The 24,655-nt window shown below is 74.5% G+C and carries 18 protein-coding genes and 1 tRNA gene; 11 read left to right on the top strand and 8 right to left on the bottom strand.

The genetic code is table 11. The features are described 5' to 3' along the window. Window positions 1-99: 99 nt before the first annotated feature. From IF83_RS0103500 to IF83_RS0103490, 3 genes are all read right to left on the bottom strand, one after another. The gene (locus IF83_RS0103500; RefSeq protein WP_030542525.1) at window positions 100-561 is read right to left on the bottom strand and encodes a single-stranded DNA-binding protein; all 462 of its coding nucleotides are present in this window, start codon (window positions 559-561) and stop codon (window positions 100-102) included. Window positions 562-717: 156 nt separating this feature from the next. Continuing rightward, window positions 718-3,426, bottom strand: a complete 2,709-nt coding sequence (locus tag IF83_RS0103495; RefSeq protein WP_078843136.1) for a GTPase — start codon at window positions 3,424-3,426, stop codon at window positions 718-720. 5 nt (window positions 3,427-3,431) lie between these two features. After that, on the bottom strand, window positions 3,432-5,102 hold the full coding sequence (locus tag IF83_RS0103490; RefSeq protein WP_030542523.1) for a dynamin family protein: 1,671 nt from the start codon (window positions 5,100-5,102) through the stop codon (window positions 3,432-3,434). A 356-nt stretch (window positions 5,103-5,458) separates the two neighbouring features. On the opposite strand from IF83_RS0103490, the gene IF83_RS0103485 reads away from it, so the two are divergent. After that, window positions 5,459-5,531: transfer RNA gene (locus tag IF83_RS0103485), tRNA-Arg, on the top strand. A gap of 155 nt (window positions 5,532-5,686) precedes the next feature. Here IF83_RS0103485 and IF83_RS29805 read toward each other — a convergent pair. From IF83_RS29805 to IF83_RS32900, 4 genes are all read right to left on the bottom strand, one after another. Continuing rightward, window positions 5,687-6,463 carry an HAD-IA family hydrolase gene (locus IF83_RS29805; RefSeq protein ID WP_078843125.1) on the bottom strand — a complete coding sequence of 259 codons (777 nt, stop codon included), beginning with the start codon at window positions 6,461-6,463 and terminating at the stop codon, window positions 5,687-5,689. After that, window positions 6,460-7,173, bottom strand: coding sequence for a dTMP kinase (locus tag IF83_RS0103475; RefSeq protein WP_208605840.1), 714 nt, complete (start codon window positions 7,171-7,173; stop codon window positions 6,460-6,462). The genes IF83_RS29805 and IF83_RS0103475 overlap by 4 nt, the downstream gene beginning before the upstream one ends. A gap of 123 nt (window positions 7,174-7,296) precedes the next feature. Next, complete coding sequence (locus tag IF83_RS32905) at window positions 7,297-8,916, bottom strand: nucleotidyltransferase family protein (RefSeq protein ID WP_158710992.1); 1,620 nt, start codon at window positions 8,914-8,916, stop codon at window positions 7,297-7,299. A gap of 74 nt (window positions 8,917-8,990) precedes the next feature. Beyond that, window positions 8,991-10,274 carry an MFS transporter gene (locus IF83_RS32900; RefSeq protein WP_030542519.1) on the bottom strand — a complete coding sequence of 428 codons (1,284 nt, stop codon included), beginning with the start codon at window positions 10,272-10,274 and terminating at the stop codon, window positions 8,991-8,993. A 490-nt stretch (window positions 10,275-10,764) separates the two neighbouring features. Here IF83_RS32900 and IF83_RS0103460 point away from each other — a divergent pair, with 490 nt between their 5' ends. The 10 genes from IF83_RS0103460 to IF83_RS0103415 all read left to right on the top strand — a co-directional run bounded on the left by IF83_RS0103460 (window position 10,765) and on the right by IF83_RS0103415 (window position 23,876). After that, a complete protein-coding gene (locus IF83_RS0103460; RefSeq protein WP_158710991.1) occupies window positions 10,765-11,724 on the top strand; it encodes a glycosyltransferase family 2 protein in 960 nt (319 codons plus the stop codon). Window positions 11,725-11,893: 169 nt separating this feature from the next. After that, window positions 11,894-12,568, top strand: a complete 675-nt coding sequence (locus tag IF83_RS0103455; RefSeq protein WP_030542517.1) for a pyridoxine/pyridoxamine 5'-phosphate oxidase — start codon at window positions 11,894-11,896, stop codon at window positions 12,566-12,568. Window positions 12,569-12,585: 17 nt separating this feature from the next. Beyond that, window positions 12,586-14,142, top strand: coding sequence for a sulfatase-like hydrolase/transferase (locus IF83_RS0103450; RefSeq protein WP_158710990.1), 1,557 nt, complete (start codon window positions 12,586-12,588; stop codon window positions 14,140-14,142). Continuing rightward, window positions 14,129-14,941: an amino acid kinase family protein gene (locus IF83_RS0103445; protein ID WP_030542515.1), complete on the top strand. Its 813-nt coding sequence runs from the start codon at window positions 14,129-14,131 to the stop codon at window positions 14,939-14,941. Before IF83_RS0103450 ends, IF83_RS0103445 begins: the two co-directional genes overlap by 14 nt. A 403-nt stretch (window positions 14,942-15,344) precedes the next feature. Next, window positions 15,345-16,748 (top strand): isocitrate lyase/phosphoenolpyruvate mutase family protein, encoded by a 1,404-nt coding sequence (locus IF83_RS31600; protein WP_244176809.1) that lies wholly within the window; start codon window positions 15,345-15,347, stop codon window positions 16,746-16,748. After that, window positions 16,745-17,929 carry a phosphonopyruvate decarboxylase gene (gene aepY / locus IF83_RS0103435; RefSeq protein ID WP_244176807.1) on the top strand — a complete coding sequence of 395 codons (1,185 nt, stop codon included), beginning with the start codon at window positions 16,745-16,747 and terminating at the stop codon, window positions 17,927-17,929. Before IF83_RS31600 ends, aepY begins: the two co-directional genes overlap by 4 nt. Beyond that, entirely contained in the window at window positions 17,926-19,128 is a 1,203-nt protein-coding gene (locus tag IF83_RS0103430; protein ID WP_078843119.1) for a pyridoxal-phosphate-dependent aminotransferase family protein, read from the top strand. Before aepY ends, IF83_RS0103430 begins: the two co-directional genes overlap by 4 nt. After that, window positions 19,125-20,816, top strand: coding sequence for an Sden_1168 family B12-binding radical SAM P-methyltransferase (locus IF83_RS0103425; RefSeq protein ID WP_030542511.1), 1,692 nt, complete (start codon window positions 19,125-19,127; stop codon window positions 20,814-20,816). The genes IF83_RS0103430 and IF83_RS0103425 overlap by 4 nt, the downstream gene beginning before the upstream one ends. Continuing rightward, entirely contained in the window at window positions 20,803-23,052 is a 2,250-nt protein-coding gene (locus tag IF83_RS0103420) for an FAD/NAD(P)-binding protein (protein ID WP_244176805.1), read from the top strand. The genes IF83_RS0103425 and IF83_RS0103420 overlap by 14 nt, the downstream gene beginning before the upstream one ends. Then, a complete protein-coding gene (locus IF83_RS0103415) occupies window positions 23,049-23,876 on the top strand; it encodes an Sden_1164 family protein (RefSeq protein WP_030542509.1) in 828 nt (275 codons plus the stop codon). Before IF83_RS0103420 ends, IF83_RS0103415 begins: the two co-directional genes overlap by 4 nt. On the opposite strand, the gene IF83_RS0103410 is transcribed toward IF83_RS0103415, so the two are convergent. Beyond that, window positions 23,828-24,655, bottom strand: a complete 828-nt coding sequence (locus IF83_RS0103410) for an AraC family transcriptional regulator (protein WP_078843118.1) — start codon at window positions 24,653-24,655, stop codon at window positions 23,828-23,830. The genes IF83_RS0103415 and IF83_RS0103410 overlap by 49 nt on opposite strands.

Genomic DNA, 24,655 nt, shown 5'->3' with positions numbered 1-24,655 from the left:
CGGCACCCCACTCGGCACCACCCGCATCTCCCACCTCGCACGCCTTGCCCTTGTGGCATGACCTGATCAGCCGGTTTGCGTATTCCCCAACGGAGTCCTTCAGGGCCGAGTAGTTGACGGTCCGCCCCCCGCGCGGGACGGTGAGGACTCCGCCGGCGGCCGGCCGTCGGCGGCCCGGCGGGCCGTCAACTCCGGTACCGAGCGCGCCACCCGGTGGAACGCCGAGGTGCCCCGTGAGAGGTCGTGCCCCACCGCGGTCGCGTCGATGTCCGCCGACAGCCTGGGTTTCCCCTCGTGTTCCGTCTCGCGCACCCGCAACCGGCCGCGCACGATGAGCGGTTCGCCGACGGTCACCGAGGCGGCGACGTTCGCCGCCAGCGTCCGGCGCGCCCACACGGTGTAGAAGCTGGTGTGCCCGTCCGTCCACGCCTCGCGCTGCCGGTCCCAGCGCCGCGCCGTCGCGGCCAGCCGGAACCGGGCGAGCATCAGCCCGTCCGCCGTCTCCCAGCAGTCCACCCGCGTCGCGGCGTTGCCCGTCACCGTCAGCAAGGTCTCGTTCATCGCTTCCGCCCCCCTGGTCCCATCCGGTGCGCTGCCCGTGCCCTCCGTACGGCTGCCATCGTGGCGCGGTCCGCCGGGCCCCGCTCGTGCCTGTGGAGTACTCACCGGTTGTGGACAACCGGCCCACCCGAAAGGGGGTGGAAAGGTGACCGCACGCTACAAACGGCCGGGGGCGCCCGAGGTGACGGCGTGCTGGGCCCGCGCCTCGCGGTAGCGCAGCAGTTCGGCGGCCACCGGTTCCAGGACCCGGGACCGGCCGCAGGCGGCGGACACGTCCCGCAGCCACCGTTCCGTCTCCTGGCCGTGGCGACGGGCCGGGCCCCGGGCCGCCAGCCGGCAGACGCGGGCGAGCAGCGGGCCGCACACCGAGGCCGTGGCCAGCAGCAGCGCGGGCCACCGCCAGTCACCGGCCGGACCGGCCGTCAGCAGCGTCACCAGCCATACGGCGACGGCCCCGTGCAGAGCCGGCAGCAGCCACTGGACGACCGAGACCACCGCCCACCAGCGGGGCCGGACCGGCCTCCCGCCGGGCACCGGGCGGACAGTGGCCCGGTCGAGCGCCTCCACCAGCTCCTCGGTTCCGCTCACGGCGGAGTCCAGCACGGCGCGGGCCCAGGGCTCCGGCAGGCCGGCGGTCGCGTCACCGGCCACGGTCCGCACGGCTTGCTCCACCACGGCGCGGGCGGCCCGCGGCTCCGGCCTCCCGTCGGCCGCGTCCGTGCCCGCGCCGCCCGTGCCCGTACCGCCCGTGCCCGTGCTCACGCCCGGATCCGTGCCCGTGTCCCGTGGGGTGCCGCGTTCCGGAGCGGCCACCGGGGTGGCCGCGGGACCGTCCGGCCGGGGCCGCGCGGTGTCCTCGCCGGGCACGGAGCCGGATGCCGGACCGGTCACCGGCTCCGCCGCCGCGGGCGCGGGTGACCGCCTCGCCGCGAGGCGGTGCCGGAGCTTGGTCCACGGCGTGCCGCACGCTTCTTCCGCCCGGCTCAGCCAGGCCCGTTCGGCGGCCTGTCCGGCGGCCACGGCACCGACCGCCGCGGCCAGCCGGTCCTCGAACTCCTCGCGGCTTCGCGCGGAGAGACCGGTCCAGCCGCCGGCCAGGCAGACCGGGGCGAGCCGGCCGGCGGCACCGTCCACGTCCGCGGCCAGTCTGCGCTCGGCCGCCGTGCGGGAGGCCGCGAAACGGGCGAGCCGTTCCCGCAGTTCGCCGACGCCCTCTCCGGTCAGCGCCGACAGCGCCAGCACCGCCGCCCCCGGCTCGCCGTGTTCGCCGACGGCCAGGCCGTCCTCGTCCAGCAGCCGCCGCAGATCGTGGAGGACCCGGTGGGCCGCGTCGCCGGGCAGCCGGTCGACCTGGTTGAGGACCACGAAGGTCACCTCGTCGTAGCCCGCGAGCGGACGCAGATAGCGCTCGTGCAGGACCGCGTCCGCGTACTTCTCCGGGTCCACGACCCACACCACCGCGTCGACGAGGCCGAGCAGCCGGTCCACCTGGCGGCGGTGGCCGGGGACGGCGGAGTCGTGGTCCGGCAGATCGAGCAGGACCAGCCCGTCGAGGTCCGGCCCGTGGCCGCCGGCGTCCCCCTGCCGGAAGGGGGCGCCCGGTGCGCGGCGGCGCAGGGCGGCCGGCACGCCGAGCCGGTCCAGCAGGCCGTCGGCCCCGTCCGACCAGGTGCAGGCCAGCGGCGCGGCGGTCGTCGGACGGCGGATGCCGACCTCGGAGACCGGGGCGCCGACCAGGGCGTTGAACAACGTCGACTTGCCGCTGCCGCCGGCCCCGGCGAGCGCGACGACGGTGTGGTCGAGGGACAGCCGGTGACGGGCCACCGCCTCGTCGAGCACCTGACCGGCCTCGGCGAGCGTGCGGGCGTCGAGTCTGGTGGCGGAGAGACCGACGAGCTCGCGCAGCGCCTCCAGCCGCGTGCGCAGGGCGCGGCTGAACCCGGCGGGCGGACGTGGTGGCGCCGGGACGGCCGGGAGGCCGGGGGCCGCGGAGGCGCTGCCGCTCCCACCGCCCTTCCCGGTCGGGGTGCCGGTCCCGGCCTCGTCCCCGGCTTCGGCCGCGTGCGCGCCGTCTCCGCCGTTACCGTCCCCGCCGTCGGCGGTGGTGGTGTCCTCCGCGCGCAGGCCCGGGCGGGCCCGCTCGATGTCGTACGGGCGGGTGGACCGGGCGACGCCCGTCCAGGGGGCGCGACGGGCGATCAACCCGTCGTTCCAGGCCAGGTCTTCGGCCGGGCCCGGCTCCGGGGCCCGGTCCGGGACGGGGCCGGGCCCCGCTTCCCGCGGGTGCCCCCCGTGCCTCGGAGCGGGCGGTGTCCGGGCCGGTGCCGTGAGTGCGGCCCCGGCCTCGCCGTCCTCCGGCGCGACGGGGGCTTCCGCCGGGCGCACTCCGTCCTCACGGGCCGTCTCCGTCCGGGCGGCGAGCACCCCGGCGGCATCCGAGCCGGTGTCGGGGCGGATGTCCGAGCCGGCATCCAGGGCGATGTCCGGGCCGGCATCCGCGCCGGTGTCCGGGCCGACGTTCGCTCTGTCGGTACCACCCCCGGCAGGGCCCTGCTCCGCGTGAGCGCCGGCGCCCGTGCGCGCGCCGGCGTCCGGCTCGGTGCGGCAGCCCGGCTCGCGGCTCGCCCCCGGCGCGGACGCGCACGGCTCCGTACGCGGGTCCGGGTCCCGTCCGGACCGTGGCGGAACGGCCGGAACGGGCTCCGCACCGGGCTCCGCGCCGGCCGCCGGGCCGGGCCGGTGGGCTGCCTCCGCCCGCGCGGTCGGCAGCAGCGGAGGCGCGTGTTCCGCGGGCCGGGGCCCGGCGGTGTCCGTACCCGACAGCGGGTGTTCGGCGTCTTCGGGGCGGTCGGCGGTGAAGGCCATGCCGGTCACCTCTCCTTCTGCAGTACGGACAACGCGGCGATCAGCCGGGCCTGTTGGTCGGGTGCCAGGCGGAGTTCACCGAGCGGGGCGAGCCGCCGGTCGCGTTCGCCGTGGAGGGTGCGTTCGGCGCACTCGGCGAGAAGCCGCTCTCCCCGCTCGCGCAGGCGTACGGCCGCGTCCTCGCCCAGCATCCGGACGAGGTGGTCACCCGCCGTGCGGACCCGGCTGCCGCCGAGGAGCGCGACGGCCAGCAGCGCGGCCACATGGTCGGGGTCGGCGGTGCCCGGACGCTCCGCCAGGGCGGCCTCCTCCTCGGCCAGTTCCTCGACACAGCGGGCCCAGCGCCGTACGGTCACGCCGATCCGGTCGGCGGAGCCGGCCGCGCGAGCGGTCATCTCGGGGAGCGGACCGGCTCCGGCCGCCCGGTCGCGCCGCCAGTTCTCGCGCATGCGTTCGTCGGCGTGGACGACGGCGCAGCACAGGTGTGCGGCGAGACTGTCGGCGCACGCCTCCAGGAGTTCACCGGGGCCGCTGTGCCAGGGGTAGCCGCGCCAGCGGGCGAGGGCGTCGCCGGCGAGGAGTGCTCCGGCGGCGCGTTCTCCCCGTGCCCGCGCCGCGGCCTCGTCATAGGCGTGTTCGACGCACTGGGACAGCCGGACGGCCGCGGAGTGCTGTGCGGCGGCGGCCGCGGCCAGGGCGGGCACCCGCATGTCCAGGGAGGCGAGTACGCCGTTCACGGTCCGGGTGGCGGCGGCCGTCCGGGCGGCGGGATCCCGCGCGCGCTGCACGAGCCAGTCGCGGAGTCCGGCCACGGCGGTGGCGGGCAGCAGGCCGCCGCCCTCTCCGGCCGACTCCGGGAGTTCGGGGACGGTGAAGCGGGGGACGTCGCCGAGACCCGCCCTGTCGAGCAGGGAGCCGTACTGCCGGGAGACCTCCGCGGCGACCTGGTGCGGTACCCGGTCAAGCACGGTGACGAGGGTCGCGTCGTACTCCTTGGCCGAGCGCAGGAGATGCCAGGGCACCGCGTCGGCGTAGCGGGTGGCCGTGGTGACGAGCACCCAGACGTCGGCCGCGCAGATCAGCTGGGCGGCGAGGGCGCGGTTGCGGACGACGAGGGAGTCGATGTCGGGGGCGTCGAGCAGGGCCAGCCCGGGCGGAACGCTGCTCGCGGTCTCGATGCGGAGAGCGGTCTCCGCGCCGTCCGCGCCGTCCGCCCCGTCGTCGAACTCCTCCAGTTCCTCCGCGAACAGGTCGTGCGCGTACGGCAGAAGCTCGCTCCGCCCCGCGGCCTCCCGGCCGGCCGCGCGGGCCCGCACCAGGTCGGGGAGCACCCGCCGGCCCGCGAACCAGTGGTGGTCCTCGGGATGACAGACGAGCACGGGGGTGCGGGTGGTCGGACGCAGCACTCCGGCCGGGCTGACGGGCCGCCCCACCAGGGAGTTGACGAGGGTGGACTTGCCGGCCCCCGTCGAGCCGCCGACGACGGCGAGGAGGGGCGCCTCGGGGGCTCTGAGCCGGGGGAAGAGGTAGTCGTCCAGCTGCGCGAGGAGTTCCGCCCGGTCCTGCCGGGCGCGCACGGCCCCCGGGAGGGCCAGCGGGAAGCGAAGGGCGGCGACACGGTCGCGCAGTGCGGACAGTGCGTCGAGCAGTCGGGGCCGTACATCCAAAGTCGCCACATGCGAAGAATGCCCGGTTTTAGTAGGTTTTTGAAGCGTATGACTGTCCTGCGCGCCGGGAGATCGTGATACGGCTGTGACCCCCGGGGGTCAGGCATAACGAGTGCACAACACCCGACGGTTGAGGCGTGAAAAGCGATGCGAGATTCGTACCTGCCTGCGATTATCGGTTCGCTTCACCGAAACTCCACAAGGTGTCACGGAGGTGAAGCAAGCGGGACGAGGTGCGCGGAGCCCTATCCTTGTCCCGGCAAGGCAAGGCCAAGGTCCGCCGATCTCCGGGCACCGGCACCACCGCCCGCAGCGCGGTCGGGCCCGCTGGTACCGGGGCTCCAGGCCACCGAGGCCGCCATCCGGCCCCCGTAGCTCAGTGGATAGAGCAGGTGCCTTCTAAGCACTTGGCCGCAGGTTCGAGTCCTGCCGGGGGCGCAAACACCGCGCTGTGCGCGGACCTTCGCCCCCTGCCCTGGCCGGGGGCTTCCGCGTTTCCGGTGGACCTGGACGCCGAACGCGACGCGGTGCGCTGCGGGCGATCCGGTGCGGAGTGGTGCAGAGCAGTGCGGTGCGCTGCCGTCGGGCCTGTCTCAGCAGCCCGTGCCGCCCCCCTCCGGCGGATGCGGTGCCCGGCCGGGGGCGGCCCCCCGCCGCCCGCCGGCGACCCGCACGGCGAGCCGTCGTCCCGTACGGCCGGCCTCCGGGGTGACCGAGACCGCGCGGAGGTCGGTGACGCCGGGGTCGCCCGTGCCGCCGACCCGCACCACGGCCGCCCCCGCCGCCCGGGCGGCGGCGACCCCGACCTCCGCGTCCTCGAAGGCGAGACACTCGGAAGGCGGGACTCCGAGCCGGTGTGCGGCCAGCAGATAGCCCTCGGGGGCCGGCTTCCCGGCGGCCACGTCCTCGGCGGCCACCAGGACCCGGGGCGCCGGCAGTCCCGCCGCCGCCAGCCGGCCCAGGGCCACCTCGCGCGCGCCGGACGTGACCACCGCCCAGTCCCGGGGGACCAGCGGGGCGAGCAGGGCCGCGGCGCCGGGGACCGGCCCGACGCCCCGCGTGTCACGGCAGGAGATGTCGTGCAGCCAGGCCACTTCCTCCGCATGGTCGCGGGTGGGGGCCAGCAGGGCGACGAGATCGCTGTCCCGGAGGCCGTGGGACCGGTCCAGCACCTGGTCGGCGTCGAGCCGGCAGCGCGCCGCCCAGGCCCGGGTATGGCGCTCCACGGCCGCCGCCGAGTCGACCAGCGTGCCGTCGAGGTCGAACAGCAGGGCGCGTCCGTACCGGCCGAGAGAGCCGTCCGCGTGCTCGCGCCAGATGTCCGCCGCGCGGGGCGGGAGGCCCGTTTCCGCCAGAGGGAAGCCGTTCATGAGGGCACGTCCTGCTTTCTCGAGCTCGGGTCCGGACGGGTCGTTCCCGGCACGGCCGGCGGCCCACCGGGGCGCGGAGCCGCGAGGGCGGCTCCGATTCCGCCGGCGACGGCGGCCACCACCTCGTCCAGGGGGGCCGCGGCGTCGATCTCCGTCCAACCGTCCCGTTCGGCCCAGGAGTCGAGCACTTTGAGGATCTCCTGCTGATGGGAGAGGAAGCTCCGCTCCGAGCAGTCGGGGTCCATCCCGCACTCGTAGGGGACGACGTCCCGCCCGCGCTTGCGCTCCCAGGCCACGGCCGGGTCGAGCCGCAGGTAGAACACCAGGTCGGAGCGGGGCAGTCCGGCCGTCACGCTCTCCGTCCAGGCGCGGTCGAGGCCGTACACCGTCTCGCTCGCGGCGTGCTTCATCCAGTAGCCGTCCAGCAGCACGGGCTGTCCGCCGGGCATCGCCTCGTTCCCGGTCAGGGCCAGGCCGATCGACCACATCAGGAAGAGGAACCGTGACGTGGTGGGCATCTCCGCCACGCACAGCCGGGTGTCGGGGACATCCGGGCGCATGAACCGGGCGGCCGGATACGCGGGGTTGTCCACGATGTCCCAGCGGTCGACCCTCCGCACGGGACGTTCCGGGGTGTCGAGCAGGGCGTGGACCCGCCGGGTGACGGTCGACTTGCCGGCGCCGTCGGTGCCGGCCACGGAAATGATCACAACAACTCCCCCTCCATCACTGGTCGCTGAACGGCCCCGGCCGGTGCCGGGAGGCGGCCCGTCTCCCCCGCCCGCGCGCTTCCGGGGCGGCGCCGGCGGACCGGGACGGACCACCGGGCCGCCTCAGGCACGGGTGCCGTGCGGTCGCTCCGGCAGCCGCAGGCGCAGCGGAAGGACGGCTCCGCCGAGCATGCGGCCCCAGCCGGCGCGCTGGTGCCGCGCCCCCAGGAGGAGCGGCACCACGCCGTCCTCGGGAGCGCCCAGCGCGGTGCGGGGAAGGTGCGCCTCGAAGACGTCCCGGCCGTCGCCGCGGGTGAAGCGGGTGGTGAAGCCGTTGCCGCCGGGATCGGTCAGGGAGTAGTCGTCATGGCGGAACCGGTCGCCGTCCGGTTCGTGGAAGCACTCGTAGCGGTAGTCGCCGAAGTTCAGCGAGAGCGCCGAGAACTCCCCCGGACCGGCCGCGGGGAGGGAGACGACCACGGTGAGGCCGCCGTCGGACGTGCGCGTGAGGCGGGCCTCCACGTCGAACGCGTGGCCGGGAACCGCACGGTGGACACTGCGCCCCGCGGCCCCGCCGCCGGGCGCCGTCACCCGGTGGGTGTCGCCCGGTGCGAGGAGTTCCGGGGCCGGGGCGTCGAAGCGGTCCAGCAACGCCGGGATCGCCGTGCGGTCGCGGACGAGGAGCTGCCCGGGATCCCAGCCCCGGTCGACGACATAGCCGTCGACGCCGTCCCACCAGGCGTCCACGGGGAAGAACGCGCGGGGTTCGCAGCTACCGGGCAGCCCCGCGCCGGCCAGCGGGTCGGTGCCCAGCAGGGCCACCGCCATCGACCGGAAGAAGGCCACCGCGTCGTGGGCGCCGGTCTCGGCCGTCAGTTCGGCCAGGAGGCCGGGGCGGAAGTCCGGCAGCGCGGCGTAGTCGGCCCCGGCCGCGATCTCGTCGAGGCGTACGGTGGCCGCCGGCAGCGGGAACGCCGCCGTCACGTAGTCGCCGAAGGCGTGGCACACCTGCGCCAGCAGCGCGGGCTCCGGCCGCAGCAGCGGAAGGCCGGCCGCGTTGTCGCCGGTGTCCATCAGCTCGGCCAGCCGCTTCTGCCCCAGGTGGTACGTCTCCAGGTGCCACGGCTGGAGCCAGTCGCCGGGGTGCCGCCGGGGATCGCAGTCGGACGGGCCGACGCCGTCGGGCAGCCGGGGCACCCGCACATGGGAGTGCACCTCGACGAGTTGGCCGTCGGGGCTGCGCAGCCGGCAGTACTCGTCCAGGATGTCGAGCTCGCCCTCCGGGACGAATCCGTCGCGGGTCAGGACGTCCACCAGCTGCTGCGGCTCGTCGGACACGATGTCCAGGTCGCCGCTGCGCCGCAGATGGGCGGGGTCCCCGGTCCGGCCGTACAGGGTGAAGCCCTTGACCGGCACGAGGACTTGGGCGGCTCCGTCGCGCCGTAACCGGTCGGCCACCCGGCGGGCGAGGGCGATGCGCCGGGCGACGCCCGCGGCGGTGTGCTCCTGTCGTTCCCGGACCCTGCGGACCAGATCGTCCCCGAACGTCCGCGGGCCCTCGGCGTCGACGCGGCGCAGGAACCGCGCGTCCAGGCGGTGGGCGTCCAGGAGCTCCAGCACCCGGGGAAGGTGTTCGGGGGTGAGGGCCGGAGGGGCTCCGGGGGCGCCCGCCGCCCAGGTCATCGCGGCGCGCAGGGCGCGCACCGAGCTGTCCCGGCCGGCGTCGTGGTCAAGCGGGTTCATCTGGAGGCGTGCCCGTTTCTTCCGAAGGGTGGCCCGGTCCGGACGGCACCGGGTCGTGAGGCGGCGGGGTGCGGTCACCGTGACGCGGTCGCGGCGCCGGCCGGGGTCCGGTCGCGCCACCGCCCGGTGCGGCGGCCGGCCCGGTCGGGGGGTACGAGGACGAGCAGCAGGCAGGAGACGGCGCAGAAGGCCGCCGCGATGGCGAAGGTCGCCGACGAGTAGCCGCTGACGGCCAGCGGTGCCAGGACGCCGGCCGCCGAACCGATCTGCACCGCCGCCGTGTAGAGGCTGGCGCCGCCGACGGCGCCGGTCTTCAGCAGCCGGCCCAGCAGGGTCATCCCGACGGCCTGGAAGCCCGCCGTGAACACCGCGTACACGATCTGCGAGATCAGCAGCACGGGGCGGCCGCCGCCGATGACGACCAGCAGGAAGGAGACACCGCCGATCACCGCGATCAGCGCCAGCACCGCACCGTCGCGGTAGCGGCCGCCGACGCGGCCCAGCGGGCGCAGCACGGCGATCTCGACGATCACGGTCACGGCGAACAGGATGGAGACCCATTGCTCGGACCACCCGCTGTGCAGCACGTACAGCGGGAGGTAGACGCCGCGCAGGCTGTCGGCGGCGCGCAGCAGCACGATCGCGGTGACGGCGCAGCCGAGCACCCACAGGCCGGTTCCGGCCGGTACCGAGCGCTTCCCGGCCGGCGCCGGTTCACCGGCCCGCTCGCCCGGCTGTTCCCCGGACCGTGCCCCGGTCTCTTCCCCGGTCGCGCCGTCCGCCGGAACGGGGGGCGGTACGGTCGGCCTGCGCAGCAGGGCGATGACGGCTCCGATCAGCAGCCCCCAGTTGACGGGCCGCAGCACCGCCGCGTATCCGTCGAGCGCGCTGACCACGCTGAACAGGCCCAGGCCGGCGACGTAGCCGGTCACGTAGAGGGTGCGCAGTTGCGCCACCACGCGCAGTTCCGAGGCGGGGCCGGCCAACTGCTGTGCCGCCGCCATGTACTGGGGATAGACGAGGCTCATCGCCATCGTGGCGGCACCGGCCGGGAAGACCGTCCAGGACCAGGGGAGATAGGACAGGGCCGCCAGGCCGGCCACGGAGACGGCGGCGGCGGTGCGCACCACGCGGGCCCAGTTCCGCACGCGCCGTCCGACCAGCAGGTTGAGCGCCGCCGCGGTGACCGCCGTGAGCAGGAAGAAGGCGGCGATGCCGCCCTTGCCGTGGCCGCGGTCGGCCAGCCAGAGGGGCAGCGTCACGCTCATCAGGCCGGCGAAGGCGGCGTTCAGCAGCAGCCCGGTACTCAGGGCGGCCGGGACACGTATCCGGTCGCGCCGGAGGTCCCCTGGCGTCACGTTGGCCCACCTCTCGTGATCGGACGGGCCGGTGCCCGGTCGAGTGGAGCGCGGCAGCGAGGGGCGTACGCCACCGGGGAAGTGACCCTCTCGGTGGGGCGCGGAAATGCGGCTCGGCCGCCACTGCCGGCAGTTCGGAACTTACACGGACGGAGAAAAGCGGCGCGCCTCGATGCGGCGGCAGTGCATTATGGCCGGACGCCGGCGGAGGGCGCAAGGCAGTTCGAGAGGGAATGGAGACGGCCGCAGTCCGTTCCCGGCAGTCCTTGACAATCTCGTGCGCGCTCGGAGATTGTTGCAAGCGCTATCACCCGGGCCACCGGGCCGGGCATCCGCACTTCCCCGGGAAATCGCACTTCGTTGTTCAGGGGTGTCACCGTGATATGGAGCGTCCGGCACCGGTTCCGCGCCGGAATACGCCGCGCTCCCGTCCGCCCGGCCACCCCGCACCGCGGTGGAGCCGGTTTGTTCAGAACATGAGGAGACCCCTGTGGATCCGTTAGCCGGATCGCCCGTGTTCGTCGTCCCGCATTACGGGGACGGGCCCCGGGCCTGGGATTACCTGGAGCGGACGGTGCGCAGTCTGCTGGCACAGTCGGACACCGGCTGGCGAGCGGTCATCGTGGACGACGCCTCTCCGGACACCGGCGCCGGCGCCCGGCTCGCCGGGATCGCCGCCCTGGACCCGGAGCGCCTGCACGTCGTGCGGCAGGACCGGAACGGCGGCCCGGGGAGCGCCCGCAACGAGGGGGTCCGCTGGGCGGCGGCCCGGCAGGCGCCGTTCGTCCTGTTCCAGGACTCCGACGACCTGGCCGACCCGGAGCGGCTCGACCGCACCCGTCGCCGGTTCGCCGAGGAGCCCGGGACCGACTTCCTCTACTCCGCGTTCGAGGTGATCGACGAGCACGACAAGCCGGTGCCGCGGGACGAGATCACCCCCTCGGTGCGGGAGATCCTGGACGCCCTGGACACCGACCCGGTGCAGGGCCCCGACGGCTGGCTGCCCATCGGCACCGTCACCGGCTACGTCACCCTCACCAGCACGGTCGCCGTGCGCACCGGCCTGGCGTCGCGTCACCCCTTCCCGCACACCGCGGTCTCCGAGGACGCCCACGCCTGGTTCCGCCTGCTCGCCGGCGGCACCGGCCTCGGCTTCCTGCCGGATGTGACCGCGGGCTACCGCATCCCCCGGTCGACCGCGGGGTCCGCGAGCCGGGAGCGGCTGGGCGACGACTTCTACAGCCTCATGCTGCTGGTCGACCTGGACGGATTCCTCGGCGCGGCGACGGCCGCGCTCGACGCGGGGCGCATGAGCCTGGCGGAGCTGCGGGAGGCCGTGCGCCGGTTCCATCTGCACCAGGCGGGCACCATGGCCGCCGAGGGGCGCACCGCGGCCGCCGAGATCTGCCGGGCGCTGGCCGCCGTGCAGGCCCCCGGCCGCGCGGCGTGAGGGCGGAGGCCCCGCCGCCGGCATTCCGTATGCACCGAATTCCCGGAACGGTCCGCAATTCGGAATACCCGGCGGAAGCGGCACGCCCCGGAATCAGCTATTCCCCCGAAAAGCAAGTCCCGTCCGGAGCACCTCCGGCACGGTCCGCACCAAGGGCAGGAACCGAAGCATGACCGAAACGATGCGGGACAGACTCCGAAGGATTTCCGTCTTCGCGAACGCCGGACCGATTGATGTCAAGGAATCCGAGCTTCCGGAAAATCCCGTGCCGATGGTGGCCGAGTGGATCCTCGCGGCGCACGCGGCCGGGCAACCGGAACCCCACGCGATGAGCCTGTGCACGGTCGGCGCCGGGGGACTTCCGTCGAGCCGGGTCCTGCTGGTGAAGGACATCGACAGCGACCGGCTGTTTTTCGCCACTCCGGCCGACAGCCGCAAGGGAGTCGATATCGCGTCGAATCCGCACGTCGCAGCCCACTTCTACTGGCCCGCCACCGGCCGGCAGGTGCGGCTCACGGGGACGGCTTCCGGCCTGGACCGGGACGCCTCCGAGCGCGACTTCGCCGAGCGCGGCCGTGGTTCCCGGCTCGCCGCCCATCTGCACCGGCCCGGCCCGCTGCCGGACCGCCGCACCGCGCACGAGGAGTTCGAGCGGCTCGACGCGCTCCACGCGGACCGGGTGCCGTGCCCGCCGAGCTGGACCCTCTACGCGATCACCCCCGCCGAAGTGGAGTTCTGGCAGGCGAGCACGGACCGCGTCCACCACCGTGTGCGGTATCTCAGGGAGAACCCCCGTGGCACCGCCGGGGACACCGTCTGGAAACGGGAACTGCTGTGGCCCTGAGAGCGGAGGACTCCCCGGTGCCCCCCTTACCCCGGACCGGCACACCGCCGGTGCCCGCCCGCTCCCACCGCGACCCCGGCCCCGGCCCCGGCCCCGGCCGCAAGATCCTGCTGATCGTCGCGGACCAACTGCGCGCCGACGCCCTCGGCGCGTACGGGAACCCGGCGGCGCCCACCCCGCACCTCGACGAACTGGCCGCGCGGGGAGCGCTGTTCGAACAGCACTACTCCGCCTCCGCCCCCTGCGGTCCCGCCCGGGCCTCCCTGCTCACCGGCCTCCACCAGGCCGCACACGGGGTCGTCTCCAACACCGCGCCGCTGGATCCCGCCCTGCCCACGCTCGCCACCGCCCTGCGGACCGCCCGCATCCCGTGCCACGTCGTGGGCTACACGGACAGCGTCCACGAGGACGGCCGGGACGGGGCGGAAGAGGCGAAGGGAGTCGAAGGGGTCCCGGCCGGCTTCTCCTGGCACACCCGCTTCAATCTGAACGACCCCGGGCTGCGCGGCTGGCTGGAGACACTGCGCGCCGCCGGGTACCCCGTCCCGCCGCGCCCGGCCGACGTCTTCCGGCCCGCCGAGGGAACCGCGCACCGGGCCCGCTACGACGCGGAGCACAGCGACACCGCGTACGTGGCGGACCGCACCATCGACTGCCTGACCGAACACCGCGACGAACCCTGGCTCATCCTCAGCACCTTCCTGCGCCCGCACCCGCCCTGGGTGGCGCCGCCCCCGTACGACACGCTGTACGAGCCGGCCGCGATGGCGGCACCGCGGCGGCTGCCCACGCGGGAGGCGCAGGGCGCCGTCCACCCCTTCCTGCGGCGGTGGATCGGCCGGCCGGGCCCCGACACGGCCGCGGACCGGCTCACCGACGCCGCCGTGGCGCGCGGCCGCGCCGTGTACCTGGGGCTGCTCACCGAGGTGGACCACCACGTCGGGCGGATCCTCGCCGCGCTGCGCCGGACCGGCCAGGCCGAGGAGACCCTCGTCGTCTTCACCGCCGACCACGGCGACACCCTGGGCGACCAATGGACGCTGGGCACCGGCGGGTTCGCCGCCGGCGCCTACCGGGTGCCGCTGATCATCGCCGCCCCGGACCGCCCCGGCGCGCCGTCCGGGCCGCGGCGCACGGACCGGTTCACCGAGTCCGTGGACCTGCTGCCGACCGTGCTGGACTGGGCGGGGGTGCCCGGTCTGCCGGGGGCGTGCGGCCGGTCGCTGCTGCCGTTCCTGCACGGCCCGTACCACGACTGGTTCCGGGAGCAGGCCGTGTGCGAGTTCCACTTCCGCGCGGCGCTGCGGGACACCTGGCCGTGGGCCGCCCGCGCGGAACCCGGCGCCTGCCGGCTGACCGTCCTGCGCGGCGCGTCCCACACCTATGTCCGCTTCCCCACCCTGCCACCGCTGTTGTTCGACCGGACGGCCGATCCGGGCGAACTGCGCGACCTGGCCGGCGAGCCCGGCAGCCGGCCGCTGCTCGACGCCTTCGCCGAGCGCGTCCGGGAACACGAGCGGCTGCACCCCGGCCGGCCCGCCGGGAGACGGGAGATGACGCATGCACACGGCTGACCTGCTCGTCCTGAAGATCGGCGGCAGCCTCTTCTCCGACAAGCGGCTCGACCGGCACCTCGACCCGGCGGCCGTGCGCCGCTACGCGCGGATCGCCGCGGATCTGCACCGGGCCGCGCCGGGACGCGTGGTTCTGGTGTCCGGCGGCGGAGCGTACGGACACGGTGCCGTCCGCGGCCTGGACCCGTCGGAGCCGTTCGCCGCGCTGGCGCTGACCGGCGCCAACGCCGAGCTGCGGTGGGCGTGGACGGTGGCCCTGCGGGAGGCGGGCGTCGCGGCCTTCCCCGTCCAGTTCGCGGCCGCCGCGGTGCTGGGGCCGGGGGGCGAGGCCCGGCTCTCCGGGGAGTCGGTCGCGCGGTTGCTCGCCGCTGGGGTGCTGCCGGTGCTCAGCGGAGACTGCCTGCCGGACGGCTCGGGCCGTCTCCACGTGGTGGGCAGCGACCGGGTGCCCGGCGCCTTGACCGCCCTCGCGCCCGGTGCCACCCGCATCGTGATGCTGACCGACGTCGACGGGGTGATGGACGGGGACACCGTCGTCCCGCGCCTCACCCCGGACGGGGCCGGCGCCGGGCTGCGAGCCCTGCGGGAGACACCGCGGTGGGACACCACGGGCGGGATGGCGGGAAAGCTGGCGGCCGCTCTCGGCCATTCCCGGAAAGGAGCGGAATGCGTGATCCTGAACGGCGCCCGGATCGGCGCGGACCCGGCTTTTCTGCTGGACCCCGTCGAGAAGTGGCCGGGAAATGTCCCGCGCACGGTGGTCACCGCCGACGGGCCCGTACCGGAAAATGTGGACTGAGACGGAGGGACGCTTCCCCGCCGGAAGGCCAACGTTTTCCGATTACCCTTTTCCGTTGCCCTTTCCGGGCGGTCGGCTCGGCACGAGCGGTCCACGCGACCCACGCGGTCCACGCACCGGACGCAGGGCACGTCGGCGACCCTGAGAACCGCTCCCACCTGGGCTGATACTCTGACGCTTCCATAAGCGCCCCGAGGCCGAGAACACGCTGGAGCATGACCGGGAACCCGGGGAGCCGCCCCGGTGACGCACCTCAGCCGTCCACTCCGCCCGCCCTCCGAAAATTTTTCCTGGCCATCCGGAAAGACTCGGTGATACAGTCCACGCACTCCGCGGAAAGCGCTCTCATTTCCTTGTCCACGCATGCGCCAGTTCTTGTTGAATTTAACCTTCGGGGGTTCACATGAGCATGACCGGGAACGACTTAGAAATCCCAGCGGGTGAGATACTGGAGGAAGACTCCCCCACCTCACCGCCTTTCGCCGGCAAGGGCACGCGGAAGCAATCCGCGCGACTCAGGGAGCTTTTCGCCCGGCCCGGGGCGCTGCGCATCGTGGGCGCCCACAATCCGCTCGGGGCCCGGCTGGCCGAGCGCGCGGGATTCGACGGCGTCTGGTCCAGCGGGCTGGAGGTGTCCGCCTCCCAGGGGCTTCCGGACACGGACCTGATGACCATGACCGACCTTCTGGCCGTGGCCGGATCGATGGCCGCCGCCGTGGACATCCCGGTCGTCGCCGACTGCGACGCCGGCTACGGCAACGCGCTCAACGTCATGCACATGATCCGGCGGTACGAGCTCGCCGGAGTCGCCGCGGTCTGCATCGAGGACAAGCGGTTCCCCAAGGTCAACAGCTTCATCCCGGGGCGTCAGGAGCTCGAGTCCGTCGATGTGTTCGCCGCGAAGGTGGCGGCCGCCAAGGCCGCACAGCGCGATCCGGACCTCATGGTGATCGCCCGGACCGAGGCGCTGATCGCGGGCTACGGCATGCACGAGGCGCTGACGCGGGCGGACGCCTACGCGGCGGCCGGCGCGGACGCCATCCTGATCCACGCCAAGGGGTCCTCCCCCGAACCGGTCCTGGAGTTCCTCGACCGGTGGGACGGGGAGCTGCCCGTCGTGGTCGTCCCCACGACCTACCACACCGTCACCTTCGACGAACTGGCCGAGGCCGGGGCGAAGCTCGTCATCTACGCGAACCACGGGCTGCGCGCGGGCATCACGGCGGTCAGCGAGGTCTTCGGCGCGATCCTGGACGAGGGCCGCACCACCGGAGTCGAGGCACGCATCGCCCCGCTCGCCGCGGTCTTCGATCTCCAGGGCATGGACCGGATCAAGGAGAACGAGGCCCGCTTCGTGCCCGCGCCCGCCGCCCCGCACGCGGCTGTCGTCCTGCCCGCGCCTCCGGGACCGCCCGGCGCGGGTCCCGCCGTGGACGGCCGGGCGGACGCCCTGCGCGCGCGAGGGGTGCAGACGCTCCTCATCCCGGTCGTCACGGCCGGACACGACGCCGAGGCCGTCGCCGCCACCGATCCCGGCGACCACTCCCGGGTCGTGGTGGTGGGCGGGACGGAAGCCCCCGCGGACGGCGCGCTGAACCGGCTTCTGGCGGCGTCCGCGGACATCGCCACGGCGGGCGCGACGCTCGCCGCCCTGTCCGGCCCGGCCTACGGCGCCCTGCGCGAGGTGGCCGGCAAGCGCATCGCCGACGGACAGCCGGCTACGGCCCTGTCCGCCCTCATCGCCGACCTGGCCAGTACCGGCTGGACCGCCGTCGACGTCACCGCCGCGGCCGGAGCGGACGCGTGAGCCCGCGGCCCGCCCCGGCCCCGCCCGCGCCCGCGCCCCCCGCGGCCGGCCGGGCCCCCGCCGGCCTGGACCCCGCCGCCGTCGTCCGTGCCTTCGTCCGGGCGGGATTCGGCCCGTTCACCGGTGTCCCCTGCTCGTTCCTCGGCCCCGTCATCAGCTGCCTCCAGCACGAGAGGCCCGACTCCTATCTCATCGCGGGCAACGAGGGCGAGGCCGTGGCCATCGCGGCCGGGGCGCGTCTCGCCGGCCGCGTCCCCGCGGTGATCCTGCAGAACTCCGGGCTCGGCAACACCGTCAACCCCGTCACCTCCCTGCTGCACACCCTGCGCATCCCGGTCCTTCTGCTCGTGACCTGGCGCGGTGAGCCGGGCCGGCCCGACGAGCCGCAGCACGAACTGATGGGCCGCATCACCCCGGCCCTGCTCGACGCGATGGAGGTCCGCAACGAACCCTTCCCCGCGGACGCGGCCGGTCTCGACGAGCGGCTCGCCGTGGCCTCGGCACACATGCGGGACACCGGGCTGCCGTTCGCCTTCATCGTGCCGAAGGGCGCCATCGGCCCCTATGACGGCGCCCCGGCCCCCGCGCCCGGCCCCGGCCCCGGCCCCGGCCCCGGCCTGATGCTGCGGGCCGAGGCCATCGACCGGATCATGCGGGTGCTCGACCCGCGGACGCTGGTCGTCGCCACCACCGGCAAGACCGCGCGGGAACTCGAACGCGACCGTGACCGCCCCGGCAATCTGTACGTCGTCGGCTCCATGGGCTGCGCCTCCAGCGTGGCGCTCGGTGTCTCGCTGCACGCTCCCGGCCGCCCGGTCGCGGTCCTGGACGGTGACGGTGCCGCGCTGATGCGCCTGGAGGCCGTCGCCGGCATCGGCCACCACGCGCCCGTCAACCTTCTGCACATCGTCCTCGACAACGCCGCCTACGAGTCGACCGGCGCCCAGCCCACGGCCTCGCCCGGCGTGGACCTGGCCGCCGTCGCCCGCGCCTGCGGCTACCGGTACGCCCGGGACGTCCGCACGGCGGACGAGCTCGACGCGGCCGTCCGCGCGGCGGCGGAGGCCGGACCCGCGATGGTCAGGGTCCGCATCGCTCCCGGCTCCGACCCCGCGCTGGGCCGCCCCGCGCTGGCCCCGCCCGAATCGGCCGCACGCTTCCAGAAGGAGGTCCGTTCATGACGGCGTCCCAGCCGGCCGTCCGGCGGCAGGCGGCACCCGCCGCCGAGCCGCCGCCCGGCCCCGGAGAGACCACCGCCCGCCCCCGGCGCACGGTGCTGATGAACCCCGGCCCGGTCGTCACCGACGAACGCGTCCGGGCGGCCCTCGGCGGGCCCGACCTGTGCCACCGCGAACCGGAGTTCGCGGAGCTGATGCACCGGGTGCGGGACCGCGTCACGCGGATCTGCGGGGGAGGCGCCGAGCACACCTCGCTCGTCCTCACGGGGTCGGGGACCGCCGCCGTCGAGGCGGCCCTCGCCTCCGTGGTGCCGGCCGACGGCGCCGTCCTCACCCTCGACAACGGCCACTACGGCCGTCGCCTGCACGACATCGCCGCCGCCCACGGCCTGCGCGGCCACCACCTGGACTTCGGGTGGGCCGTCCCCCTCGACCTCGGCGCCGTCGACCGGGCGCTGGCCGCCGACCCCGGTCTGAGCCACGTCGCCGTGGTGCACCACGAGACCAGCACCGGCATGCTCAACGACGTCGCCGCCGTCACCCGCGTCGCCCACCGGCACGGCCGCGAAGTGGTCGTCGACGCCGTCAGCAGCGTCGGGGCCGAGGACCTCGACCTCGTCCGGGACGGGATCGACTGGCTCGCCGGCTCCGCCAACAAGTGCCTGGAGGGCATGCCCGGGCTCTCCTTCGTCACCGGCCGGCGCACGGCCCTCGCCGCCCTCGCCGGACACCCCCGGCGCTCGTACTCCCTGGATCTGACGCGCCATTTCGCCGCGCAGGAGACGTCCGGAACGCCCGCCTTCACCCCGGCGGTTCCCGCCTTCTACGCCTTCGACACGGCCCTCGGGCTGGCGCTGCGCGAAGGGGTGCGGGCCCGGCGCGACCGGTACCGCGCGCTCGTCCGCCTCCTGTGCGACGGGCTGGAGCGCCTGGGGTTCGCCTTCCCGCTGCCCCCCGAGCACAGGGCCGTCGGCCTCACCCTCGTCAAGCTGCCCCCGGGGGTGTCGTACGAGGACCTGCACGCCCCGCTGAAGCAGGCCGGCTACATCGTCTACGCGGCCCTGGGCCCCTTCGCCGAAGGGCACTTCCGGCTCTCGACGCTGGGCGCACTCACCCCGGAGGACATCACGGGATTCCTGGACGCGCTGGCCCGCACACCGGCCGTGGCCCGCACGCACGAGCAGGGAGGAAGCAGCCGATGAGCGCAACCGGAGACGACCACCGGCCCGAGCGCGAACTGCGCGTCAAACAGAACAAGCTCGACGAGAACCTGCCGCACGACAGCGACCTGCGGCTCTACCTGGCGGAGAAGGACGAGACGGCCCGGGTGAAGCGGCCCCGGCTGGAGCCCTCCCTGGTCGGCATCCGCCCCGCCACCGGTGCCATGCCCCGCACCCTCCTGGTCCAGCCGCCCATGTGCGTGTACGAGGGCGCGGTCAAACGCGTCATCCCGCCCCTGGGGCTGTGCTACGTCGCGGCCGCCCTGGAGCAGGAGGGCATCGACGTCGACATCCTCGACTGCATCGTCGAGGGCATCGACGAGGAGGTGCCGGTCGCCGACGGCGTCTGGCGGCTCGGCATGTCCGAGGAACGCTTCCGCGCGTACATCGCCGAACACGCCTACGACGTCGTCGGCTTCACCATGATCTACTCCTCCGATCTGCAGAACCTGTACCGGTACGCGCGGATCGTCAAGGAGGTGCGCCCCGAGACCGTGGTCATCGCCGGCGGCCTGCACGCCAGCATCTACGCCAAGCGCTTCCTCCGGGACGCCGTGGTCGACGGGGTGCCGACCATCGACTTCGTCCTGCGCGGCGAGGGCGAGATACGGCTCGGCTCCTTCCTGCGCAATCTCCGGGAGGGCGCTTACGACCGGAACGCCGACGGCCTGGCCGGCTGGCACGACGGCGAGGTGTTCGCCAACCCGCAGCTCGCCCGCGTCACCGACCTCGACGCCCTGCCCTTCCCGGCGTACCACAAGGTGCCGCTGGAGCGGTACTTCGAGCACAACGTGCCGTTCTCGCCCTATCCGCGGGGGCGGCGGGTGATGCAGATCTACACCTCCCGCGGCTGCCCCGTGGGGTGCACCTTCTGCTCCAGCACCAACTTCTCCAAGGCGTACATCGCCCGCTCCGTCGACAACGTGATCGCCGAAATGCGGTACTACAAGGACGAGTACGGCGCCGACGAGATCCAGTTCGCGGACGACAACCTCACGTTCGACAAGAAGCGCGCCATGGAGCTGTTCACGCGGATGGTCCCGCTGGAGCTCCCCTGGTGCACGCCCAACGGGATCATGGTCAACACGCTCAGTCCTCCCCTGGTGGACCGCATGGCCGCGTCCGGGCTGTACCAGATCACCCTGTCCCTCGACAGCGGCAGCGCGGAGACGCTCAAACAGCAGCACCGCAAGCCCGTCGACCTCACGCGGGTCCCCGATCTCATGCGCTATCTGCAAGAGCTCGGCGTCCTCATGCACGGCACCCTCGTGGTGGGCATGCCCGGGGAGACCGAGGAGCAGATCGAGGAGGGGTTCCGCTACGTCGAGCAGCTGCCCTTCAACTCCATCAACGTCTTCATCGCGCAGGCCATCCCCGGCTCGGAACTGTTCGAACGCGCGGTGAGCAACGGGACGATCAGCTACGAGGGCGCCCTGCACATCGACACCGCCCGCTCCACGCTGCGGCTGGCCACCGTCGCCGCGGACCGGCTGGAGGAGCTCGTCGAGGACTTCCTGGAGCGCTACAACAAGAGCATCTACCTGCGCGACCCCGAGGCCTGGGAGCGGAAGTACGCCCAGCACCGGGAGCGGATGGCCCGCATCTGCGTCGGACGGGCCTCCGCCATCACGTCGAAGATCATCGAGGCAGGCGACATTGTTCCCTCCTGAAGCGACCGAAGCCCGTACACCCACCACGGACCCCGGTGCCGGCGGGGCGTTCCGCCTCGCCGTCGTCGGCGGCGGCCCCAGCGCCACCTACTGCATGGAACGGCTCTCCATGACCGCCGGCCGGCTCGGCCCCGGGGAAAGCCTGGAGGTCCATGTCTACGACCTCGGTGGGGAGTTCGGGGCGGGACGCGTCCACAGCTGGTCCCAGCCCGTCACCAGTTTCCTCAACCGCATCACGGGCCAGGTCGGCTTCGCCGCCGACGAGACCGTGCGGGGCGCGCATCCGCTGCGCCCCCGGGAGGACCGGCCCACCCTGCACGAATGGTGCCGTCGCCGGTACGAGGCCACCGGCGACCCCGACTTCGACCTGCGGCCGGAGGACTGGCCGAAGCGCTATGTGCACGGCCTCGCGCTCAAGGACATGTTCGAGCGGTACGTCGCCGAGCTGCGCGCCCATCCGGGCGTGACCGTCGAGCTGCACCCCGTCGAGGTCGTCGACGTGCGGGAGGAGGACGACGCCCTGGTGGTGCTGGCCGCCGACGGCAGCCGCCGCCCCGCGGACCACGTCCTGCTGCTGACCGGCCACTCGCACAACCGGGCGGACAGCAGCGAGCGCACCGGCCGGCTGGCCCGTTTCGCCGAGCGCGGCGACGCCGTCTACGTGCCCTACGCCTACCCGCTCGACGTCATGCTGCCGCGGTCCGTCTCGGGGCCGGACACCGTCGTGGGCTGCGCGGGGCTCGGGCTGACCGCGATCGACGAGATCCTGCACCTGACCGAGGGCCGCGGCGGCGTCTTCGCCCCGGACGGCGACGGGGAGCCGCGCTACCGGCCCAGCGGGGAGGAACCCCGGCGCATCGTCGCCTTCAGCGACACCGGGCTGTTCACCTACGCCCGGCCGCACAACCACAAGGAGCGGGACCCGGAGCGCCTGGAACACCGCGGAATCTTCCTCACGGAGGAGGCCGTCGACCGGCTCCGCGCCTCCGTCGGCACCCCCGCGGGGCCCGGCGGCACCGGGCGGCGGCAGCTCGACTTCGAGGACCACGTGCTGCCCGTGGTGATCCTGGAGATGGCTTACGTCCACTACGCCACGCTGTTCGGCCCGGGGGCGGCCGCGTTCATCGCCTCCCGTGCCGAGCCGCGCCTGCGGCGCTTCCTCGACGGGGAGGTGCGGGGCGGCACCGGCGCCCTGCTCGCGCCGCTGCGCACCGCCGTGGCGGAGATCGCCGGCGGACTGGCGGCGGCCCTGGCCGCCGGCCCGGCGGCCGCGCCGGCCCCCGGATGGCCGTTACGGGAGACGCTGCTGCGCTGGATCCACGTGGTTCACGGCGCGGACGTCGCCGCGCTCGCGGCGGACGGCTACGCGGACCCGGGCGCGCTCGCCGGGCTCCTCCGGGGCCGGACCTCGCCCTGGCGGCTGGAGACGAGCCCCCACGGCAACGTCTTCGACTGGGAGCGGACCGTCCACCCGCTGCCGTCCGGCGGCCACCGGGACCGGGAGGCGTACCGGGAGGCGCTGCTGGACTTCATGGCGCGTGATCACGCGTGGGCGGCGCAGGGCAACCTCGACAACCCGCACAAGGCCGCCGCCGACGGGGTCTGGCGCGATCTGCGGGGCGTTCTCGCCCATGCCGTGGACGGAGCCGGGCTCACCCCGGATTCGCACCGGGTCTTCCTCGACCGCTATATGCGCCACCACAACAAGCTCGCCAACGGGGCCGCGCTGGAGGTGATGGAGAAGATGCGCGCGCTGATCCGGCACGGACTGCTCGACGTGGCCACCGGCCCCGGAGCCCGCGTCGAGCCGGACGAGCGGTCGGGGCGGTTCCGTGTCGTGGGCCCGCACACCGCGTCGGTCGTCCACGTCGACACCCTCGCCGACGCCCGGGTGCACCCCTTCTCGCCGGACCGGGACGTGCTGCCCCTGTACCGGAACCTGATGGCGGGCGGGCTGGTGCGCCTGTGGCGCAACACGGCGGCGGACGGCTCGTCCTTCGCCCCCGGCGGTCTCGACATCACGCCGCGCTTCCATCCGGTGCGGGCCGACGGCCGGGCCGAGGAGCGCCTCACCGTGCTCGGCCCGCCGTCCGAGGGGGTCATGTTCTTCCAGCTCGGCGCGTTGCGCCCGAACCAGAACCACCACGTCATGCGGGACGTGCTCACCTGGCTCGAGGACTTCTGGGAAGCGGTGGCGGCGCACCGCACCGCGCGGCCGAGCGAGGTGGTCTCATGACCCGGGCCGTGGTGGTCCTGGCCGCGGGGGCCAACCGCCGGATGGGGGACGCCGCCCCGGCGCCGAAGGCGCTGCTGCCGCTGTCCCCGGGGGAGCCGGACTCGCCGACGTTCCTCAGCCGCGCCATCGGGCTGTTCCTCGCGACGGGGGCGTGGCGCGTGTTCGTCGTCGTCGGCGAGAAGGCGGCGGAACGGTTCGCCCCCTGTCTGCGGGAGGGGGTGGAGCTCGTCGTCCTCCCGGCGGATCCGGAGCCCACCGGGTCCAGTGTCAGCATGCTGGCCGGCCTGGACGCCGTCCTGCGCCACTGGCCGGGGGGCGTGGACACCCTCGTCACGGACGCGGACGTGGTCTACGAGCGCGCGCTGCTCGACCGGTTGCTGGCCCGCTGCGACGCCTCGCGCCTCTTCACCGTGGACCGGGTGACCGGCGATACCGAGGAGGTCTGCGTCTACGGTGCCTCGGACGACGTTCCGAAGCTCATCGGCAAGGGGATCGGACCGGAGGTCTCGGCCGGTTTCGAACTGCTGGGGGAGAGTCTCGGGATGATCCATCTCGCCGCCGGTGACGTGCGCCCCTGCGCGGAGCTGACCCGGTGGATGGTCGGCGATCCGCCGGCGCGGCCTGCCTACGGGTACAGCCGCCGCCTGTCCGAGCACGAGGAGGTCTGGCAGTACCTCTTCGGGCTGTCCCGGCTCGGCGTCGCGCGGCTGCCGGGCTCCCTGCTGTTCTCCGAGTGCGATTTCCCGGAGGACTACCGGCGGATCACGGAGGAGCTCTACCCGGCCGTCCGGGAGCGCGACGCGCGGCTCTCCCCCGCGGGCTGACGCCCGGCCGGGGTCCGTTCCGTGCCGCCGTCGCGCGCCGTGCCCGCGGCGCTCCCCGGGGTGTGGCCGAAGGCGCGGCGGAAGACGTCGATGAACGCGCTGGCCGAGGACCAGCCGCAGCGGTGCGCCACCGCCGTCACCGGCGTGCCCTCGGCCAGCAGCACCAGGGCGCGGGAGAGCCGGAGCTGGGTGCGCCACTGCGGGAACGTCATGCCGAGGTCGGCCCGGAACAGCCGCGACAGGGTGCGCTCGCCGGCGCCGACCTGTCTGCCGAGGGCCGCGAGGGTGCGGTTGTCGGCCGGGTCGGCGTGCAGGATCCCGCACACCGCCCTGAGCTGCGGTGCGGTCGGTGCCGGCACGTGCAGCGGCTGCTGCGGGGAGACGCGCAGCTGGTCGCAGAGGACGGCGCGCAGGCGCCGGTGTTCCGGGCTGCCGTCCGCCGGGTCGCGGGTGCAGGCGAGGATCAGCTCCCTGAGCAGGGGGCTGACGCTCAGCACGGTGGGCTCGCCGAGGCCGAGGGGGTTGGTGTCCGCGGGGAGGCCGATCAGGTGCAGTTCGAGCTCGCCGTGCGCCTGGTGGGAGTGCACGGTCCCGGCCGGCACCCAGATCGCCCGGGTGGCCGGGGCCGTCCAGGTGCCGGCGCCGGTGGTGACGGCGAGCACGCCCCGGCCCGCGTAGACGAGCTGGTGCTCGTCGTGCCGGTGGGCGTCGATCCCGGTGCCCGGGGCCAGCCGGCGGGCGCTGGTCGGCGCCACCGGCTCATGGCGGATTTCCTGCAT

Origin of the sequence: Streptomyces albus subsp. albus, assembly GCF_000719865.1 — a bacterium.
GTDB lineage: Bacteria > Actinomycetota > Actinomycetes > Streptomycetales > Streptomycetaceae > Streptomyces > Streptomyces albus_E.
The sequence above is the reverse complement of the archived record's forward strand: the minus strand, read 5'-3'. Positions and strand labels throughout refer to the sequence as shown.

Excerpts from the sequence above, each read along its gene's own strand:
- IF83_RS0103410 (WP_078843118.1), bottom strand. The coding sequence starts at position 24,655 with ATGCAGGAAATCCGCCATGAGCCGGTGGCGCCGACCAGCGCCCGCCGG.
- IF83_RS0103455 (WP_030542517.1), top strand. The coding sequence starts at position 11,894 with ATGACCGAAACGATGCGGGACAGACTCCGAAGGATTTCCGTCTTCGCG.
- IF83_RS0103430 (WP_078843119.1), top strand. The coding sequence starts at position 17,926 with ATGACGGCGTCCCAGCCGGCCGTCCGGCGGCAGGCGGCACCCGCCGCC.
- IF83_RS0103445 (WP_030542515.1), top strand. The coding sequence starts at position 14,129 with ATGCACACGGCTGACCTGCTCGTCCTGAAGATCGGCGGCAGCCTCTTC.
- IF83_RS31600 (WP_244176809.1), top strand. The coding sequence starts at position 15,345 with ATGAGCATGACCGGGAACGACTTAGAAATCCCAGCGGGTGAGATACTG.
- IF83_RS0103500 (WP_030542525.1), bottom strand. The coding sequence starts at position 561 with ATGAACGAGACCTTGCTGACGGTGACGGGCAACGCCGCGACGCGGGTG.
- IF83_RS0103425 (WP_030542511.1), top strand. The coding sequence starts at position 19,125 with ATGAGCGCAACCGGAGACGACCACCGGCCCGAGCGCGAACTGCGCGTC.
- IF83_RS32905 (WP_158710992.1), bottom strand. The coding sequence starts at position 8,916 with ATGAACCCGCTTGACCACGACGCCGGCCGGGACAGCTCGGTGCGCGCC.
- IF83_RS0103415 (WP_030542509.1), top strand. The coding sequence starts at position 23,049 with ATGACCCGGGCCGTGGTGGTCCTGGCCGCGGGGGCCAACCGCCGGATG.
- IF83_RS29805 (WP_078843125.1), bottom strand. The coding sequence starts at position 6,463 with ATGAACGGCTTCCCTCTGGCGGAAACGGGCCTCCCGCCCCGCGCGGCG.
- IF83_RS0103495 (WP_078843136.1), bottom strand. The coding sequence starts at position 3,426 with ATGGCCTTCACCGCCGACCGCCCCGAAGACGCCGAACACCCGCTGTCG.